We start from the raw sequence: 19,867 nt of genomic DNA on the forward strand, positions 1-19,867 counted from the left end.
CGTAGTCATCTACAACCGGCTGTGCCGGTTTATCAATAATATTACTTAGCTCATGGTTTGAACTTGAGAGGCCAACAACCAGATAGCGAGGGCAAAGAATATAAAGCCCATAAACTTATTCTGATTCGCCCTGAATTTCTCATTTTTCAATAGTGGTTTACCCAGGCTTCCAACCATAGCCACAAGCAGTAGGTTAAACAGTAATCCCATCACATTGAGCAATAAGCCCAATGCTAGCATCTGCTCACCCGAGCTTGCGCTCAACTGAGTTGAAACAAACTGTGGTAGAAACAATACAAAGAAGATCAGCGCTTTGGGGTTTAACAAATTACTCATCACCGCGCGGCGATATAACTGTTTAGCCAGATTATGTTGTTGTTCTATCTCTGGTGCTTCAGCAGCAGAACTGCGCATGCAATCCCAACCCATCTTCAGTAGATAGGCGGCACCTAAAATGCGTAATAACTCTAGTGCCATGGGGTTCATAGCCACTAAAGCTGACACGCCCATAGCCGCAAGAAAAGTCAAAATAAGGCCCGATGTGGCATTACCTAAACTGGCATACACGCCCACTTTTTTACCATAGCTCAAGCTTGAGCTGGCGATGAGTAACATGTCAGGCCCAGGAATTAACAGCAGGGCGACTACGGTGGTTAAATAAAGAGGAAGTAAAGCCAGATCGATCATCATTAATGCACTATATAAAAGGAAAGAATCAAACAAGGCGCGGATTCTACAGTTATCCAACATGAATGAAAGTCATGCAGTGTTTAAATGAGAGGTACAGTTGGCAGGCTTTGTTTACGGGAGTACAAGCCGCTATAGGCCTGGCGCGACTCTGGTCGATATTTTTAATAGGATTGAGGCTGTATTTATTCTTTTTTGCATCACTTTAGTCAGCTAACCATTTGCGAATTACCTTTTTAAAATGGAGAGTATTCAATATAATAGTGTTCCACTTTTGTTTAATAAAATGAAGTTTTCAATGCGTAAAAATGGTTTTACTCTTATAGAGTTAGTTGTAACTATTATTATTTTAGGCATACTTTCAGTGATCGCAGTACCACGTTTCATTGAACTACAATCAGACGCCCGAATTTCATCTTTAAAAGGCTTAAAAGCCGAGATGAATGGCGCTATGAGTGTGCTATATGCCAAGTCAGTTTTACAAGGCTTAGAGAGCAAGCCTAAACCCGCTCCAGGTGAAGATAACTTTATTATTATCGATGGTGATCAAATTGATTTGGTTTACGGTTATCCAGCCGCTGATGCTGCTAATAGCTGGAGTAAACTGATCATGGCTAAGTTTGAAGACTCGGTTTTTAACTCCGAACGACCAGCTGATTGGTATTTTAATAATAATCCAGCCAAGCCATTTATCCGCTTTATGCCACAAACTAAGAAATTCAGTGGTGATAATTGCTACCTCAAGTATACCGAGGCACAAAGTCCTACCACGCCACCAGTATTTGAGATTGTCGATTCCGGTTGTTAATACGACTCACGTCAATTAGTCACTAATGTTGCTGCATCTTTCCAAAGGGAACTGGGTAGAGTTGTGCCGTTCCCAGGTTATATTTACAGCGTGGGCACCGCTGGTTTCGATTCAGTTATGCCAATCTAATTTAAGTTTACAAATCCCATGGTATTTATCTTATCGCCTCTATTGGACTCTCGCAGCCACAGCATGAGTTGTTTCCCCATTTCTTTATGCTCAATATAGGCCAATCCGTTGCTATAGCCATTTTACTTGGGGCTTTAGCGTCCTCTTTTGCTACTCTATGAGGCAACATCACCTTTTACCTTGAATGTAATATGAAATTAGATGAGATAATGACCACTCTGAGTCGTGGCGACTTAACAAAACTCCCTATTGATGCTTTGCAGGCGGCTAGGCTGCAGTGGTCTGAGTTGCTGCCGGTTATCGATGAATTGATGCAGAGGTTTATCGTTAAAGAGGAGCTGACCGATCCTGAGTCCAACCTTCTTTTCTTCGGGTTATGCCTTATTGTCGATCGTAAGCAATATAGTTGTTTTGATTCGCTGATCAATCTCACTAACAAGGACGACTGTAATAGTCCGTTAGAAGTGCTACTCGGTGACTTTATCGCTTCAGATCTTTCCACTGCTTACTACATTTTGGCCGAGGGTAAGCCTGAGCAACTTTGTTTCTTAGTTAATTCAGATCAAGCGGGCGAAATCGTTAAGATGTCTGCCTTAAGTGCACTCTTTTCTCAACTGCATACCGGCCAAATTGATAGAGAGTCACTTAATCAAAGTGTTCCTGGCTTTATCGAAAATCTGCTCAAAAGTAATCACTCAATAGCACTTTTTGAATTGATTAATCTGTTAATTTCTAATGAGTTTAATCAATACCATAGCCAGTTTGTTGGTTATGTTAAAAGCAAAGTGATAGACGAAGGCCCTGCAGAGAATCAGTGCATCATCGATTGGGATAATCAGTCTATCGGTTATTCAGAGTGGGAAAGTGGTCTAATTAGCGGGGATTATGATGTTATCGACTCCCTAAGTCAGTGGGCGGGTTTCAACTCAGAATCTGATATGAATGATGATGACCTCATGGCGGTTTTTGATGACTTGATGAACACGCCAAAGGAACTCGACGAGAGCTATTTTGAAAACCTTGAGCCTAAAGAACCCTTTATTGCCGATATTCAAGCTGGTCGCAATGACCCTTGTCCCTGTGGCAGTGGTAAGAAATACAAGAAGTGTTGTTTGAATTAGACCGCTGATAAACAAAGAGTTGGTTGTTGGTTTAATTTATCGGGTAAGCGTTTGATAGGCTATGGTGAACCGTGGCCTCATTGGTATTATCCGAATGTGCAGATGCTTCTGCGAGATGCCGGTTTTTTATTTAATAAGAGTCTTCCCTGTGGGCTCTGCCAAAACATCTGATGTGAATGGATTTACAAATGCCGTGGTGACAGGGATGTCATAGAACGGCCCTGTTTTGGAAGCTCGCAGCCGCATCTGCACTTGCTATCTAAAAGCGGTGTTTCTTCCAATTAGTTAACTATTTGCTAGTTTTGCAGCATCTTTCCATAGATAGCTAGGCATAGGTTCATGCAACTCCCAAGTTATATTCATAGGTTGTGAGCCGCTAGTTTCTGCCAAATTAACCCAACCTAAGTTTACAAATCCCATCGTATTTCCATTCTCGTCCTTATTGGACTCTCGTACCCAGAGCATGAGTCTTTTACCTATTTTTTTATGCTGAATATAGGCCAGTCCTTTGCCTTTATCTGGTCTGGCTGAGTTCTGAGTTTGCCAATGGAAGTGAGTAGGGCTCATTGCATAATCGTGATAAAGCGTTGTTGGTGAAAAATGTTGATCCGACTTTTGCAAAGTAACAAACAAGAGTTCGACATTGAGCTCTTGTAAATTGAATACTCCTTCGCGACTCACCGCTTGTTTTTCGAAACTTGAACCTCCTAATCCCGTAATAATTTGCTCTCGTGTATAGCGAGCATTAAGCTGAATTGGGCAGGGAAAGTCTGCTTCAAGTTTTTGAATTCTGGTATCGTTATTATCAAGTAAATAATTGATAACCTGTATTAATTCACTTTGATATTCAGGATGATAAAGTGCAGATAAGCTTTCAGATAAGGATTTATAACCTAGTTTATCACCTGCACAATTCCAAAAATCATAGTGACACATCAAAGCCATTTTTTGCTCTATTGGATCGTCATTATCTATCCACTTAAAGTTATTTATTGCTAGTGAACGAATAAAAATTAGGTAAGTTCTAGCATCACAGCTCATTAAGCTGTTGCTAATGGCTTTGTGATAATTTTCGGCGATTGGGGTTTCATCTACTTTTTCTATTAATTTTAGATCGCTTAACAAACGAGTCCACCCTCCACCATCTTTAGGCTTTTTCTTATAAATATCATTAAGCTGAATATTAGGATTAAATTTTAACAAATTACTCAACGTTAGCTTTTGATTTGTATGATGTTGAAAATTATTAATATATGATTTTAATCTTTGCTGGTTTAATGTTGCTTTCCTAATATTTTCTAAGATTATCTCTTTGGTTTTTTTCTGCAGTTCAATGTGGCATCCAAGTGGAAGGTGCGGAAAACCGTGCTCTATTTCGTTGCTTATGGCGGTATGTGTCTTTCCTATTAGGGCTCTGAACTTCTGTGAAAAATCATATTCGGCTCTAGCATTACCGACAAAATCCAATACAGTGACACATTCTTTGCCATCGCTATGGCGTAAGCCTCGGCCTAGCTGTTGCAAAAATATAGTTAAGCTTTCTGTTGGCCGTAAGAAGAGTAGGGTATCTATTTCTGGAATATCGACGCCTTCGTTGAATATATCGACAACACAGAGAATATTAATATTTCCTAATTGCAGATCTTGTCTTACAGCATGCCTTTCAGAAGCATTTTTGCTGGTAAGTACCGCGCTCGGTATTCCTTTAAGGCAAAACTTTTCAGCCATATATCGAGCATGATCTTGGTTGACACAAAAAGCCAATGCACGCATTTCTAAAGGCTTAGTTACAAGCTCATCAATATTTTGAAGTATTTTCTGTAGCCGTTGATCATTTTGGGTATAGAGCTGAGTCAACTCACTTGGGTTGTAACGGCCATTTTCCCACTTAACCTGTCGTAGATCGGTATTATCGTCTATGCCAAAATATTGAAAAGGGCATAAATGCCTTAGATTTATTGCTTCAGGTAATCTGAGTTCTGCTGCTATAACACCACCAAAATCATCCAATATACTTTTGCCATCATGACGTTCGGGTGTAGCGGTGAGTCCGAGCAAAATAGTGGGGGTAAAATGGTTGATGAATTTTCGATAACTATCAGCTGATACATGATGAACTTCATCAATCACAATAAAATCATAATAATCTGAATGTAGCTTTATAGTGTCTATTTGATTATTAAAGCTCTGAATTGATGCAAAAAGTTGATTGTATGAATCTGGTTTATATTGTCCTACCCATAACTCGCCAAAATTAGGCTGTTTTAGTACAGCTCTAAAACTTTCGATTGCTTGTTTTAATATCTCTTCTCTATGAGCAATAAATAGAATTTTTGCTGTAGGGTTATTTTGATAGAAACGTTTGAAATCAAAAGCTGATATCAGCGTTTTTCCGGTACCTGTAGCGGCGACTATCAGGTTCCTATTTCGACCATGAATATTCCGCTCAGCATCTAATCGTTCTAATATTTCAATTTGATGTTGATGAGGGGCTAAATCGAAAAATACGGTACTTGAAAGATCTTTATCTCCACGACCAACACTAAGTGAACGCTTTAGCTTGCTACTCGCTTTATCTGAACCATCGAAAAACTCAAATTCAGGTTGCTGCCAGTATGTTTCAAATGTACTGAATGTCTTCTCAATTATGTGTGGGATTTCTTGATTGGTTATCTTTAAGTTCCACTCGAGTCCATTAGTGAGTGCTGAACGTGAAAGGTTAGATGATCCAATATAGCCAGTATGAAATCCTGAATTTCGCATGAATAGATAGGATTTAGCATGAAGACGTTCTTGGTTATGGTTATAGCTTAATTTAACTTCGGTGTTAGGTAACTTAGCTAGCCATTGAACGGCTTTAAGATCCGTTGCCCCCATATACGATGTCGTAATAATTTGAAGTTTATGTTTGTTATTACTCGTAAAAGTTCGAAGTTCATCCATGAAAATTCTGAGACCGGTCCATTTAATAAATGAAACAATCCAACAGATTCTATTGGAAGATAATATTTCACGCTTTATTTCACTTTCCAGTGAAATTCCTTGGTTACTACCGCAGAATAACTCGCTTTGTGTGAGGCCGGTAAGTGGAGTTATTTTATCAATATGTGCGGATAATTTGGCAGCAACAGGATCTTGTTTATCAAAGATGGCAGTAAGCAGCTTTGCCGGTTGGGCTACGGTGTAATCTGATAAATCTAAATTATCGACCTTTTCCTGAAGCCAATAGATAAGCTCATTAGCAAGCTCTATTTGGGCTAATGGTGAGTCTTTTGTATGTTTTGATTCAGATATTGCGAGATGAAAAACATGAACTAATGCGCGAGTTAACCAAAGAGTTTGCTCGGTTGTATCCATCTTTCTGTCTGACACGTAAAAATTTTCTTTATCCAACTTATCACTGATCACTTTAGTTATAAGTTGCTCATAAATACCTGTTTGCATTGGAAAACTCTAACTACCTCAATTGATATTAACTATGCCAGGAAAGCAATTGATTGCAAGTTGTTCTTAGCAAGGTAAATTTAATATTTACTAATGCTCAATTTATAAGTTAATTGCCAAATTTAGTTAACTACGCGCTATCATAGTTTTTACTCTTACCGTTTAGAATTCATCTATGCCCACTCCTCAAAATCTCAAGTTACCTATCGACTCTCTCTATCAAGAGTTTAAATCTGCCATTAAAGACCATCACTTAGTGGTTGAGTCTGACACCGGTTCGGGTAAATCGACGCGTTTACCGCTTTGGTGTGCTGAACCCGAGAGTGACGGCAGTAGAAGGCGAGTGTTGGTGGTGGAACCTAGGCGAGTGGCGTGCTTGGCGTTGGCTAGTTTTGTCGGCGAGTTAGCTAAAGGCTCTTTATCAAAAGGTACTAGTCCGCTAAACGTCGGTTATGCCATCCGTTTTGATTCAACCGTGGATGAAAATACCGATATTGCCTTTGTGACGCCGGGCATCGCGTTGCGTTGGCTGTCTATGGACGGGTCGTCACTGCAACACAATGGTATAGATGAGAAAGCGGGGTTGGCTTGTTTCGATACCATTATGATTGATGAGTTTCATGAGCGCCGTTGGGATACCGATTTACTGTTAGCATTACTTAAAAAGCGGGATCAACATCGTTTAATTCTCACTTCTGCGACGATTGACGGTGCAAGGTTGAATGACTACTTGTCTGATTCTATTGGAATAAATTCAAAAAGATTGTTGGCTAAAGGTAGAATGTTTCACGTGGAACTATCGTACCAGTCGGCAACGGATAGTCAGCAGTTACCGGATATATCGAGTTTAGAGCAAAAGGTCAAAACCGCAGTGACATCATTGTTGGGTAAAACTACGGGTGACATTTTGGTGTTTTTACCCGGTAAACGTGAAATCCAATCTTGTTTACAGGCTTGCCAATCCTTACTGCCATCTCTATCGGCTTCATCAACGTCATTAAGTAGTGGCTCAGCTAATATTGATTTGGTCGCCCTACATGGTGGTATTTCTGCTACTGAGCAACAGTCGCTATTAGCCAGTGCGCTTACACAGCGAGTTATTTTTGCCACCAATATCGCTGAAACCTCTTTGACTATTCCTGGCGTGACCGCAGTGATTGATTCAGGTCTTGAGCGGCGTACACATCAACGTAATGGTCGAACGGTGTTGTCGTTGGCCCGAATATCAAGAGCCAGTACTGAGCAACGAAAAGGGCGTGCAGGTCGAACACAAGCAGGCCTATGTGTGCGTTTATGGGGTGAGCACGCGCCATTAGAGGCGATGACACCACCAGAACTACAACGCGAAGAGTTGGTTGAACCTATGTTGGCTGCTGCATGCAGTGGTGTGCGCTTAGCTGAATTAACCTTTGTTGATGCGATTAACAGTAAACCGCTAGCGATAGCAGAAAGCCGTCTACTTGCGATGGGCGCGATTGATCAACAGGGTAAAGTCACCGCTCATGGCAGAAAATTATTTCCGTTGCCGATAGATACTCAGTTTGCGCATTTGATTAGTGCCATGCCAGATGATGAATGCACCGAGTTAATGGTTGATTTGGCCGCCGCGATTAGTGTGCCGCAACGTTTATATCAGCCACCCGTCACTGAATACGATATTAAGTCGCTGCATGACTGGGAGCCTCTGGGGTGTGATGCCTTAACTCTGGTTAAAATCGTGCGAGAGCCTGCCGTCGATTTCCTTAATATCGAGCATCATGCGGTTAAAGAGGCGCGCAGGCTGGCGAGTCAGATTCGGCAGGGGCTAGATCTGCCAAAGCTGAACAAGGCCGCGGTGTTAAATCGTCAGTCAGATGCGCTGCGAACGCGGTGGTTGTTGGCGGTTATCAAGGCGCTGCCAGAGTTAGCTTTTATTCGACGTATTAAACGGGTGCAAGCGTTAGGGAATGGTTTTAGTGAAGTACAAATTGGTCGTGATAGCCGCTTTAGTGCTGAACTTAAAGATTTTGCCGGTAAAGATGCTGCAATCGCGGCGGCGGTGGTGTTTGATCAACACTCTATCGCGGGTAAAGGGGTTAAGCAGACATTGAACTTGGGGTCTGTAATGGCACCCATTTCGACACAGTTACTCTACCAAGCTGGATTAGGCGAAGATAAGTTGGCCGAAAATAAAGAACGCTCAGCGACGCGTAAAGTGCTTATAGAGCGTCTCTATGCTGGCAGAGTGATAGATTCTCGTTTTGAGCGGGCATCGGGTGAACAGGCTACTGAGGCTATTGCCCGCAGCATTATACAAGGGCGTGAATTGTCTGGTGTTGCTAAGCGCTTAACGGCTGATATTGCGGCATGGAATATATGGTTTGCTCTGGGAAAAACGGCAGAATTTGAAAATGAGATTAAACAGCCTTTAGTGTTGGATACTTACCTTAAAGATAAGCTGGTTCAATTAGGGGTTGAGAATTTTGAAGATTTAGGTCTGCTTGAGGATGATGATTTACTGTTTGACGGTATCCCAGATTGGCAGCGTGAAGAGTTTGATCACCTCTATCCTGCGTTACTGCAGTTACCTGAGCTTAAATTAACGGTGAGCTATGAACCTAAACGCAAGCTGGTGATTGTAGATTATGTAAACGGGGGGCGTAAGCAGGGGCCAAAACGTTGGGAACTACCGCGCTGGACAGGCTGGAAGATCCAATACCGCAAAGCGAGTCGTGTTATTGAGATCAAGTAATATTGGCGTAGATCTTCGAGTAAAGATCTATACGACTAATTGATGATCTTAACGACTGGTAATCCACTTTTACACAGGTTGAAATATCTAAAGTTTTTTTTCTGAGTATAACTTATCAAGAAAGATCTATTTTAAGCATTTTTTTGAGGATATTTATTAGAGTTCATTTTTATTTAGTTGTTAAGTAACAACGACTTATATCGATAAGTCGCTAAAGTGTAGATCTGTTTTCTGATCGTGTTTGCTTGTTGATATCTCTGTTGATACTTGTATTTAACGATCTTACTTTTAGTGGTCTATAAAGGGAGGTTTACAGTTGGCGATCAATTGCGATCGCGATGTAAATATAGGCTTACATTGAGGGTATTAAATAAGGGCTATAACTTTAAATAAAAGCTTGATTCTGACTTGTTATTATAAATAAACAGATTTTAAGAAACTAAATCTAATTTTTAAATCTTTTGACAATTATTATTGTTTAAGTTGTTGAGTTTATGGGGTTTATTGGTTGTTTGTGGCTATAAAAAGAGATGTGTTATCTTGGTTGATTAAAAGGCAGACCCTATCGTTCGATGAGCCTGCCAGCTCGAGCTTAATTGAAGAGTATTTTAGAAGCGAAGGCCGATAATTAAGTAAAATGAGTCTACATTATTGGCTGACAAAGCGTACCTTTTGATACCAACTCCTGCATACCAAGACTCATTGATATTGAAGTTTCCTTGTATGCCAAAATACGGATCTATCTCTTCGTTGGAGTCTTCAATGATCTGAACGGGTTCTGAACCAACTATTACGCTTTTTTGATCACTTTCCCAATATATTGCGCCGAGTTGTAATGAGGTGCTAAAACTCTCTCCTTGCCAAAAGGTATATTGGACATCAAGCCCTGTACCTCTAGCTAATACAGGTCCTATATCACTTACATCTTGATGGTTGTTATTGAGTAGATTCATCTTGGTTATAATGTTGGCGGTGGCATATCCCATGTCTATATAACGAGCCGTTAATTTCCAGTCGGTTGTAAATTGATAGCCTAGGCCTAAGGACCAGCCGGAGTCACTGTGGTCAATGCTGAGTACATCTGTGGCTTCCAAGTGCTGATTTCTATCGAAATCAGCACTGAATTGACCAAGCTCAGTTTCAACAAACCAAGCTGAAGCATGGGCTGTTGAACTGAGGCTACATAACGCGATTACCGCCACTTTATAGCCGAACCTACGCCAGAAAGCGGCTAATAGAGTGAGCAGAATAGATATGTTACTGGCTGAACCGCCAGAGCTGCTATTTTCAACGATGACCTCTTTATAGGCATTGACAGTCACTTCTACTTGTCCCATGGCTTGGCTTCCACTTTCGTCGGTAATGGTGTAGTTAATAATATCGAGTCCATCAAATCCTGCCTTAGGGCTATAAAGGAGCTGATTATTGGTGATGGTTACCGTACCAACTTCAGCTTCAGCTTGGGTTATTTTCAAAGCTTGATTATCAATATCGGTATCATTGAGTAAGGCATCAATCACGATATCGTCTTTATCAGTCGTACTTGCTTGGTCATCATTAGCAATAGGCGAAGTGTTAGCGATAACCTCTATTTTTACTTTAGCGAAAGCGGTTCCACCCTTGTTATCATCGACTGTGTAGTTAACGATGACTTGACCTAGATAGGGTGCCGGTGACGTATAAGATAGCTTGTCATCCTGTATAGATACTTGGCCAATATTGGCACTAACATTGATAATAGTAAGTGGGTCATTATCATCATCAGTATCGTTAGCGAGTACATCAATAATGACTTGAGTGTCGGCTAACATTGTTATGGTATCTAGGTTGGCGATAGGTTGGGTATTACCGAGTTTATTAACGGCTACTCCACCAGGATCAACAATTTTGCCATTCGCTAGTCCATCATCATCGTTGGCTCCACCATCTTCGATGGTGAGTTGTACACACCAATGACCAAGAGTTAGACCTGGTGTCCAAAGTGTTGCACCAGGTGGCGGACAGTAGCCAGCTTCTCCTTGTGCAGATAATAAGGTGTTCTTATCATCTTGGCTAAAATCTACCCATCCATTGGGTGTGAATTTTCGGTAAACAGCGTTAAGCGGCAGTGGCTGGTATTGTGGGATAACAATATTGGCACTCTGACCGACAACCGATAAGTCATAGATAATAAAGTCGAATATTCCGCCTATATTCTCAGCAGTATTATCCTCCCCTAATAGCTGTTTTACTTCCTCTGGAGTTAGGAATGAACCGCCTGACTCGTTACCTGCTGTGTATTGTCCTTTACGAACGCATAGGCTGGGATTAGTCTCTTTTAGGTATGTGTGGTCATTCACTAACTTCTGTTGCAGCAAGTTACAGTCTGAAATATTGTCCAAATAGTTTGGAATACCGTCTCCATCAGAGTCCTGACGGCTTTCTAGATTATCTGGTAGTAGGTCATTATCGCTATCTTCCTCACCTAATTCAGCTAGTTGTTCTACTAAGTCTAAGTACACTTCTTTGGTCGATGACTTTTGTTCGGTTGCATCGTCTGTCACGACAACAGTGAATGAATACACTCCAGCGGTTAAGTCATTAGGGTTAAATATCCACTGGTTATTCTCTGTAGCAAGGCTGGTAATAGCATTATCACTCGCCTGCCAACTGTACTGATGGCCGTCATTTGGATTTGCGTCAAACACACTAGCATTGAGAATTACGGGCTCACCAGAGATAAGGATAATATTGGTCAACTCAGAGTCTTGAGTCACGCTCAAGCTAACTTCTGGTGCAATATTGGCCTCTGTAATTAACACTTCGGTGCTTGATTGGCTTGCGCGGTTAAGGTTTTCATCAAGGGTTATTATCAATGTTTCATCAGTTTCTACTTCGCCATCAGCAAAGATATCGAAACTAATTTCACCTTGAGTACCTTCTGTAATTACTGCTTCACCGTTAGCTAGATTATGATCACCTGCATCAGCAGTTCCCGATACACTGTATGGGATGACTAAAGGATAGGTTGCCGCCGGACCATTTAAATATATTTTAACCGTTTGCTCTGAATTTTCCGCCGTAACTCTGTTCCTACTGAGTGAAATAAGTGGGTGGATAACCAAAGTTTGAGCCGCTGTAACAATATTCCCTTCACTGTCTTCTGCTTGCCAGTAAACCTGATGGTTTCCTGGTGCAAAGTAGTTGTCCTCATCTAATAGCTTGACTGAAATAGCATTCCCTAATCTATCCGTTGCAGTCGCAAACCCGAGTTCTACTTTTGTGAATAGGCTTTGAGCATTAAGCTCTATATCGCTAGGGAGTGTAAGCAGTGGAAGCTCGTTGTTATCACTTGGTTTGATGGTTAATCGCAGTGTCGATTCGGCAGTGGCCTTATTGCCATCTTCTATCATGTAGCTAATGTTAATCGCGCTTAAGGTTCCTTCTATAGCCTGATAAACGAGTTGATTATTATCAATGGTGACCGAACCTATGTCGGCAGAAACACCAATGAGTTTGAGCTCGTCTTCATCAATATCGTAGTCATTACCCAACACTGATAAAGTGTAAAAATTGCTGCTAGTACTGACGACACTAACTTCATCTGGCATGGCAACTGGATCGTCATTCACGGGTGAAACCGTGATAGTTACAGTAGCAACTTCAGAGTCTGCTTCATTGTCGCTGGCATAGAAGGTAAAACTATCTTCGCCGTGGAAGTTTTCTTCTGGTTGATATAGCCAAGATTGGCCATTTGTTTGTAGTTCTCCATGGCTGGTTGAGGCGACTAAGGTGTATGTTAGTGAGTCTCCATCTTTATCTTCAGCTTGGGGGTCTATAGCTAAACTAGTGTCTTCTTCTACTGACACAGTGTAATCGCTAGCGCTTGGCACTTGGTTGTTGCTGATGACTTCAATAGCAAAGCTATTAAGTGAGCTGGTAAGTTTACCGTCGCTCACGCTTAGAGTTATAGCGTCCACTATACCGACATCTTCAATTTCTGGTGTACCCGTTAATGATCCGGAGTCGCTATTAAGCGTTAACCAAGCCGGTTTATTAGTTGCACTAAAGGTTAATACATCACCAACATCGTTATCAGTTGCTATAGGGGTGAAGGTATACCGTTGGCCGACAATTACCGATGAATTTGGAACGCCTGATATTTCAGGTGCTTCATTAACATTCACGACGGTAATGGTAAATGCGGCTAAGCTGTCACTGGCACCGCTGTTATCACTCACGGTGATCACAATATTACTGTGAGTCCCCACATCGTCATTGGCCGGCGTTCCCGTTAGGCTACCGTTTTCGCTGTTAAAGCTTGCCCAACTAGGTTTACCGCTGATCTGGAACGTGAGGTTAGTACTGTCTATATCATGGGCAGCAGGGCTGAAACCATAGCTTGCACCTTGATTAACTGTCGTGCTTGGCGAGCCTGTAATCGTTGGGGCATCGTTAACCGGGCTAACCGTAATATTGATGGTAATGCTAGCAGTGAATAAACCATCGCTAACATTAACAATAAATGAGTCGTTGCCATTGTAGTTAGCTGTCGGGCTAAAGTTAATGCTGGCCTGATTGTTGTTACTCACTATAGAAGCTGAACCATTGCTTGGTATGGTGCTTAGACTCCAAGTGAGGGGGTCGCCATCCATATCGCTGGCGTTGAGACTTAGGCTGAATGGCGTTGGAACACCATCTTCGCTTAGCGTAACGCTGGTGTTTTCGCCTTGGCTAATTATAGGTGAAAGGTTATATATCTTGTTCGAGCTAGCATTAACAATATCTCCGGTATTTGAGGCATCATCCGTTAGCGTGAGGAACAGCGTAATGGTTGTCTCTGATAGGCTTGATACATCAATATTGTCTACAGTTTGAACCGTTGAGCTTATGGTTCCTGTTCCGGTAACACTATTGACTCCATCACTGATGCTGTAGCTGTATTGAGTACCAACTTCAGCGCTAGAAATATCAAAACTCAAAGCGGTTTCATTACCAGTATCAATACGACTTTGATTGATTGATACGCTATAGCTGGACGGTGCCTGAGTGTCGACTTCAATGCTGCCTATCTCTGTAATAATCTGGTTATTACCTGCCAAATCTCTCACTGTGATGCTGACATCATAGGTGTCATCACTGAGCGTGTCGTCTATTTCATTGTCAGTCCAGTTACCGCTGTTGATGTCACTGAAGCTGTCTGGTGTATAGGGACCGTATACTGTCCCACCAGAGTCTTCCAAGGTGAAGGTGAGTGTAGCCAAACCTCCAACATCGGTAAGGGTGCCGGTGACTTCTGGGGTGGTGTCCTTGGTGAGCAGAGCTGTGATTGTGGCGTCTGGGGCTATATCATCATGCACGGTAGTGGCGACGGCTACGCTGGCAGAGGTATTGCCGGCTTGATCGCTGGCGATGGCGACAAAATTGAAAGGACTATTTTCATTTTGAGTAAAGGATATGCTCCAGCTGCCAGCCACAACGTAAGATTGGAACATTAAAGAATCGTTATCGGCGATACCGTTATTGTCGTTGTCTGGATAAAGGCCAATGATGATGCCGTCTTCTGTGTGGTTACCGACAATAGTAAACGCGGTACTGGTTTGATAGAGATCGACCAGTGGTGCGGTGATAACTGGCTCATCTGGTGCGGTTGAGTCCTCAAGGAAGTTGCCAATGGCTAAGTCACTCTGATTACCTGAAATGTCGCTAACTCGCAGCACAAAATAGTTATCACTGTCCTGAGTCAGGTTGGCATTGACTGACCAGTTACCGTCACTGACCGTATCGCTTGCGAGCGGTGTACTGTTGTCGGCAATGCCATTGCCATCGCCATCGGCCAGTAGACTGACAGTGATGCCATCTTCACCATAACCACTTTGGCTCAATGTGAGCGTATCTGCATTGAGTGTTTGCGCTACCTGTTCGGGAGTGGGTGCACCAGGTGCGCTTGTGTCCACCAGCAAGTTGACCTCTGTCAGTGCGGTGAACGTTAGGATGGCAGCGTTACCATTGCTATCTTGGGCGGTATCGCTGTTGCTCTGCACTGAGCTGAGCGTAACGCCATCAGTGTCGTTATCACCACTGACGACGACATAGCTGAAGGTGAGAGTCGTGCTGTTATGTCCACTGGCGTATGTCGCTGTGCGGCTGACTCCGCCAATATCAAGTGTGGCGGTGCTGTTGCTACCACTTAATAATACCGAATCGTCGAAATTCACCACAGCCGTGATGGTGTCGCCAGCTTTGAGGTTGCCGGTATTGAGGGAAGCTGAAGTTATCTGTGGCCCTAGTGCATCTTTTTCAACGGTACTGACAGAAGGGGTGGCGCTGTTGCCGTTGGGATCGGTAAGGATCGCTGAAAGCGTTAAAGTGCCGTCACCTAACGAGCTGACATCAATATTGCCAAAATCCATGGTGTATTGGTCAACCAATAAACCTGAGCCGTTGACCGTCCCTGTGCCGCCACTTGAGCTGATGCTGTAAGACAATAAAGTGTTTAATTCGGCTACATCGGTTTTGATAGTGAAATTGTTAGCATTGGCAGCATTAATCGCAGAATCAATCCAGATAGCGAAGCTGCTTGGTGGTGAAGTGTCCTTATCGGCAGTATCTATTACTGCTGGTGCGGCGTTGCCTGCCGGATCCGTCAAGACGACCGATAAGGTCAAAGTGCCGTCTTGTAGGCTGGTTGCGTCTATCGCTGTGATTGACTCGTCTGTACTGGCAAGGGTGCCGTTACCTGAAGTGGGCGTTCCGCCACCTGAGCTGGTAAGAATGTATTGATAATGGCTGTTTACTTCGCTATTAGTAAATTGAAAGCTAACCGCAGTTTGATTGTCATTAAATACGGGATCTTGGTCTAGGGCGACACTTTGGCCTGTCGGCTCTGCTGTATCTACAGTGATGGAGAGAGGGGCGCTCATGGGAGATACGTTGCCCACGCCATCTGTTTGAAACGTGACTAAGCTATGATCGGTATCGCTTAGTGTTGGCATCACTAAACTCCAGCTACTTGCACTCACTGAAGCTGTGGTGTTCGGTTCGCCGCCATCAAGGGCGCTGTTATTATTGAGATCGGCAAACAAGGTTAAGGTTGAGCCCGTTTCACCTGCGCCGCTCATGCTTGGCGTGTTATCGCTGGTGAGGTTATCTGAATCACTATCACCTAAATCTGATCCCACTGCCAAATCGATTCCTGTGGGGGCTGCTGGTGGCGTATTATCGAAGGTAATTTGGTTATCTGTGCTGCTACTGGCTTTATTGAGCGCGCCTGAGCCGTCTACCGCCGCTGAACTTGGGATGTTAGCATTGATATCTCCGTCGCCAGCAGTAATGGTTGCGGTTACTGTGTAACTAGCACCGCCTCCAGAAACACTGGTGACGCTAGCTGTCATTCCTGAATCGAGTGTTAGGTTAATATCACTGCTATCAAAGCCTGTCACTGATTCGCTAAAGACCACATCAAATACAATCGCTGGATTATTGGTGGGATCTCCCTGTCCACTGGCCTGATTGATGGTGACTGTGGGTTGTGCATTGACCGTCAAGGTCATGGTGTTATCAGCTGCTGCATCGCCCATACCATCATTGACATTAAAGCTGAAACTGGAGCTTGTACTGCCATTTGGGAAGTATTTTAGCAAGCTCGCATCAAGATTAGCCTTACTCACCGTTGCGTTAGTGGCTAATGCTGACTCGGCGTTATTGATGGTGTTACTGCTATCGGTATCTAACCAAAGTGAGCCATTTACTGGCGCAGCAGTTATGGTTATATGATTAAGAACACTGCCTTCTAGATCGCTGTAACCAAAGTCTGCAGTCGCAATGGTTAACGTTGTATTCTCATTTGGGGTGAGCGTGTTGTTTGTGCCAACAGGCAAATTGTTAACGGCACTGACAATGATCGTGGTGTCGATATTACCACTGCTACCACCATCGCCGTCGGTGAGCACGTATCTAACGGTGCGAGTTGACTCGGTAGGCGCGACATTATCGCTATTTTCATAGGTGATAGCACGAACAAGTGATTGGACTAAGGTGGGTGTTGCATTGCTATTGAAGGTGACTATTAGATCGTTGCCTTCGGATATAGCATTGGTGAGTGTGCCTATATTAGTCGCGCTTATTGTAATACTGGCACTGGCTAAGCCCGTGGTGGTGACACTGTTATCGAAGCCGATAATATCTTCACTGGCATCTTTATTGGTAGGGATTGTAATGGTGAGGCTACCGGTATTGAAATTAACTGAATCGACATCGGTAATCGTCGCGTTGTTGCTGCTATCGATATTCTGCGCACCAGCACCCTCGCTGTAGTTAAGGTTATCGCCGGCTAGATTAGTTAAGCTGGGACTATCGTTAACCCCTGCTACAGTGACGGTGATATCGGCATTACTTGAGGTGCCACCATCACCATCATTAATAGTCAGGCGTACATTGCGGGGGCCGGTAGTAGGGTTATCGTTATCACTGTTTTCATAGGTGAGTGCTTGCACTAAAGTTTGCACATGTACTGGGGTGGCTGAGGCATTTAGGTTAATAACAAAGTCATTACCTGCAGCAATATTATTGCCTAAAGTGCCGATGACGCCGGGGCCTGTTATCAATACATTGCTGCCCGCAGCTGTTCCAGCCAATGAAATGGTGCCAGCGGTATTTATGGAGAGAGTATCTTCGGCAGCATCTTCGCCTGAAGTGATAGTGAGAGTGATGTTACCGCCATTGAGGTCGCCGCCGTCGGCATCGGTAACCGTCGCAGATGTAGCTTGATCGAGTGATTGTGCTCCATCACCTTCGGTGTAGGTAAAGCTGTCGCCGTTAAGGTCGGTTGTGGTGGGGGCTGTGTTGGGAGTGACCGCTACATCGACATCAATATTGTCAAAGTTAACGAGTATAAATCCAGCAGCATTTAAGTTGTTAATTACCCTTATTTCGTCGATATTATCGAAATGACTAGTCGTTGGCGTGAAAGTGTTAAATCCTGAAAGGCCGGTTTGATCCCAAGTTTCACTGCCTATTAATCCGTTGTCTTTATAGGCAGATATAGAATAAATATCATCGCCCCCCGCCCACTCCATCTGAAAGGAGACCAGGCTAAATTCGCTCCCATTTGTAGTTTGAAAAGTGACCGCGTTAGAGCCTTGGGCATTATCAAAATTACCTATAGCTCCTCCATTTATCAACCCGATGAACTGGGCCCCTCCACCATTCACATCTTGATCAAAGGTGAAATCCCCGTCTATATAGGGTTGACCAAGGTTTGCATTTACACCAACCCCATCAAAAGTGACATCTGCAGCCGCTTGCGCTAAAGGAGTAAAAATGGTGGTTATACATATAACGCAGAAAAAAAATTTTAGCCTGTCCATGGTAATTCCTTGAGTGGAGTGCGGGGCAGCTAACTGCCCTGTGAGCGATGTCCGTTAAATCTAGCCTTAGGGTCTGGGGGGATATAACCCTTGCAGTGCGATGATAAAGTTCACCACCTGGTAGGGTTGCACATTGTTAACGGCTGTATTGCCGCCGGTATTTTGGGTGTTAGTCTTGAGTTCGGCTGTGGTGTCTAGTTTGGCCTCAAACGCTTTCATTTTACCAGTGGCCTCTGTGGCATATAAAGGTGTTGCTCTTGATGCTGAGATCCCTATGGCTGGCACGTTACCAATCGGGGTGGTCTCAGTGGCGTTGTCGCTTGAGGCGGGAATCGAAATACTTAATGTGCCGGTGATTTTGGTTTCGGTATCGACTATCGGGTGGGCGTGGTTAGGCATTTGTGCCAGTTGTAGCGTGTTGTATTCTGAGCCATTCTTCTGCCCCATAATTCGAGTGGTTAACCCTGGGCCAGTGCCTTGGCTCATCGGTGTGCGGCCACGAAAATCAGGTAAACCAAAAGTAGTACGTCCATCACCACCAAATTGGGTTGCTAATAATGAATATAATGCTGAATTTTGTGAGATGGCAATAATTGCACCATCGCATTTTGCATAATTTCTAGGGGCATAGTTAAACCCCACCATCTTGATTTCACCGATAAATGGTTCCGACATTGTCTTTCTCCAAAACTTGTTATTTTCATTCCTTTGCGTATGTTGGGTACGAACCATTTACTACATAAAAATGACCAAACATGAGCGGTTTACAACTTACTTCACTTGAGCTTGTTACTCATAATGAAGCCGATGTTCCTTTTTTATCGCGGCTATATGCCAGTGTTCGTCAGGCTGAGTTTGCGGCCGCCAACTGGTCAGAGTCGCAATTAAATGTCTTTTTATCTGAGCAGTTTAATGCCCAGTACCGCTATTATTGTCAGCATTATTGCACCGACAGCTTTAATATTATTTACTATAAAAACCAAGCTATTGGCCGGTTATTTGTTGATTACTGGCTTGATGAGCGGCAAGATATCCGGATTGTCGACATCTCTTTATTACCTGAATATCGTGGTTTAGGTGTAGGCACTCACCTTTTTGAATTATTGTTTCAACAAGCGATAAGCCTCGGTGTTACAATATCGATTCATGTTGAGCGCAACAATCCCGCTATAGTTTTGTATGAGCGGCTTGGATTTTCCTTAAAAACTGAGACTGATGAGGTCTATCTGCTGATGGTGTGGCGTCATCAATAATGTGTGTTTGTTATGGGATAGCGCTCAGACCACGATTAATGACAATTTCATAATCGGTTGCTGAGGTAGCAGTACAAAAAAGGGGGTGTTTGCCAATTTTAGGGTGGCTAAAAGTGTAATTACCTTGAGGAATTCGTTCGGGCGCTATATCGGTGAGATGAGTGCTAAAGCTTTCATAGTCAGTGCTATGAGCTGCTCCAGCTATGACTGTACTGATAGTGAGTGACAGACTATTACCTTTGCCATCCTCTATGCGTAACTGCTCGCCTTCCATTGCTTTAAGCATTAGAAAGTTAAACTTATCTAAGCTGTGTATCATCTAGATTCCTTTCTATACGATATGACAT

At 43.2% G+C, this 19,867-nt stretch carries 9 protein-coding genes; 4 read left to right on the top strand and 5 right to left on the bottom strand.

All coding sequences use genetic code 11. The annotated features are described in order from the left end of the window. Positions 1-45: 45 nt before the first annotated feature. A complete protein-coding gene (locus tag L2729_RS16055) occupies positions 46-690 on the bottom strand; it encodes a LysE family translocator (protein WP_248989167.1) in 645 nt (214 codons plus the stop codon). A gap of 283 nt (positions 691-973) precedes the next feature. On the opposite strand from L2729_RS16055, the gene L2729_RS21730 reads away from it, so the two are divergent. Both L2729_RS21730 and L2729_RS16065 read left to right on the top strand, forming a co-directional pair. Then, complete coding sequence (locus tag L2729_RS21730) at positions 974-1,495, top strand: type II secretion system protein (protein WP_283104258.1); 522 nt, start codon at positions 974-976, stop codon at positions 1,493-1,495. Between the two features lie 320 nt (positions 1,496-1,815). Continuing rightward, entirely contained in the window at positions 1,816-2,745 is a 930-nt protein-coding gene (locus tag L2729_RS16065; protein WP_283104259.1) for a DUF1186 domain-containing protein, read from the top strand. A 285-nt stretch (positions 2,746-3,030) separates the two neighbouring features. Here the strand turns inward: L2729_RS16065 and L2729_RS16070 are convergent, their stop codons facing one another. Further along, positions 3,031-6,189: a DUF3427 domain-containing protein gene (locus L2729_RS16070; protein WP_248989169.1), complete on the bottom strand. Its 3,159-nt coding sequence runs from the start codon at positions 6,187-6,189 to the stop codon at positions 3,031-3,033. 175 nt (positions 6,190-6,364) lie between these two features. Here L2729_RS16070 and L2729_RS16075 point away from each other — a divergent pair, with 175 nt between their 5' ends. Further along, positions 6,365-8,920 (top strand): helicase-related protein, encoded by a 2,556-nt coding sequence (locus L2729_RS16075; RefSeq protein WP_248989170.1) that lies wholly within the window; start codon positions 6,365-6,367, stop codon positions 8,918-8,920. Positions 8,921-9,528: 608 nt separating this feature from the next. Here the strand turns inward: L2729_RS16075 and L2729_RS16080 are convergent. Both L2729_RS16080 and L2729_RS16085 read right to left on the bottom strand, forming a co-directional pair. Beyond that, positions 9,529-18,267: a tandem-95 repeat protein gene (locus tag L2729_RS16080; RefSeq protein WP_248989171.1), complete on the bottom strand. Its 8,739-nt coding sequence runs from the start codon at positions 18,265-18,267 to the stop codon at positions 9,529-9,531. Positions 18,268-18,333: 66 nt separating this feature from the next. After that, positions 18,334-18,942: a phage tail protein gene (locus tag L2729_RS16085; RefSeq protein ID WP_248989172.1), complete on the bottom strand. Its 609-nt coding sequence runs from the start codon at positions 18,940-18,942 to the stop codon at positions 18,334-18,336. Between the two features lie 80 nt (positions 18,943-19,022). Between L2729_RS16085 and L2729_RS16090 the strand changes: the two genes are divergently transcribed. Then, positions 19,023-19,520 (top strand): GNAT family N-acetyltransferase, encoded by a 498-nt coding sequence (locus tag L2729_RS16090; RefSeq protein WP_248989173.1) that lies wholly within the window; start codon positions 19,023-19,025, stop codon positions 19,518-19,520. A 10-nt stretch (positions 19,521-19,530) separates the two neighbouring features. Here the strand turns inward: L2729_RS16090 and L2729_RS16095 are convergent, their stop codons facing one another. Then, on the bottom strand, positions 19,531-19,839 hold the full coding sequence (locus L2729_RS16095) for a DUF6916 family protein (RefSeq protein WP_248989174.1): 309 nt from the start codon (positions 19,837-19,839) through the stop codon (positions 19,531-19,533). Positions 19,840-19,867: the final 28 nt, after the last annotated feature.

The organism is Shewanella gelidimarina (assembly GCF_023283945.1).
Lineage (GTDB): Bacteria > Pseudomonadota > Gammaproteobacteria > Enterobacterales > Shewanellaceae > Shewanella > Shewanella gelidimarina.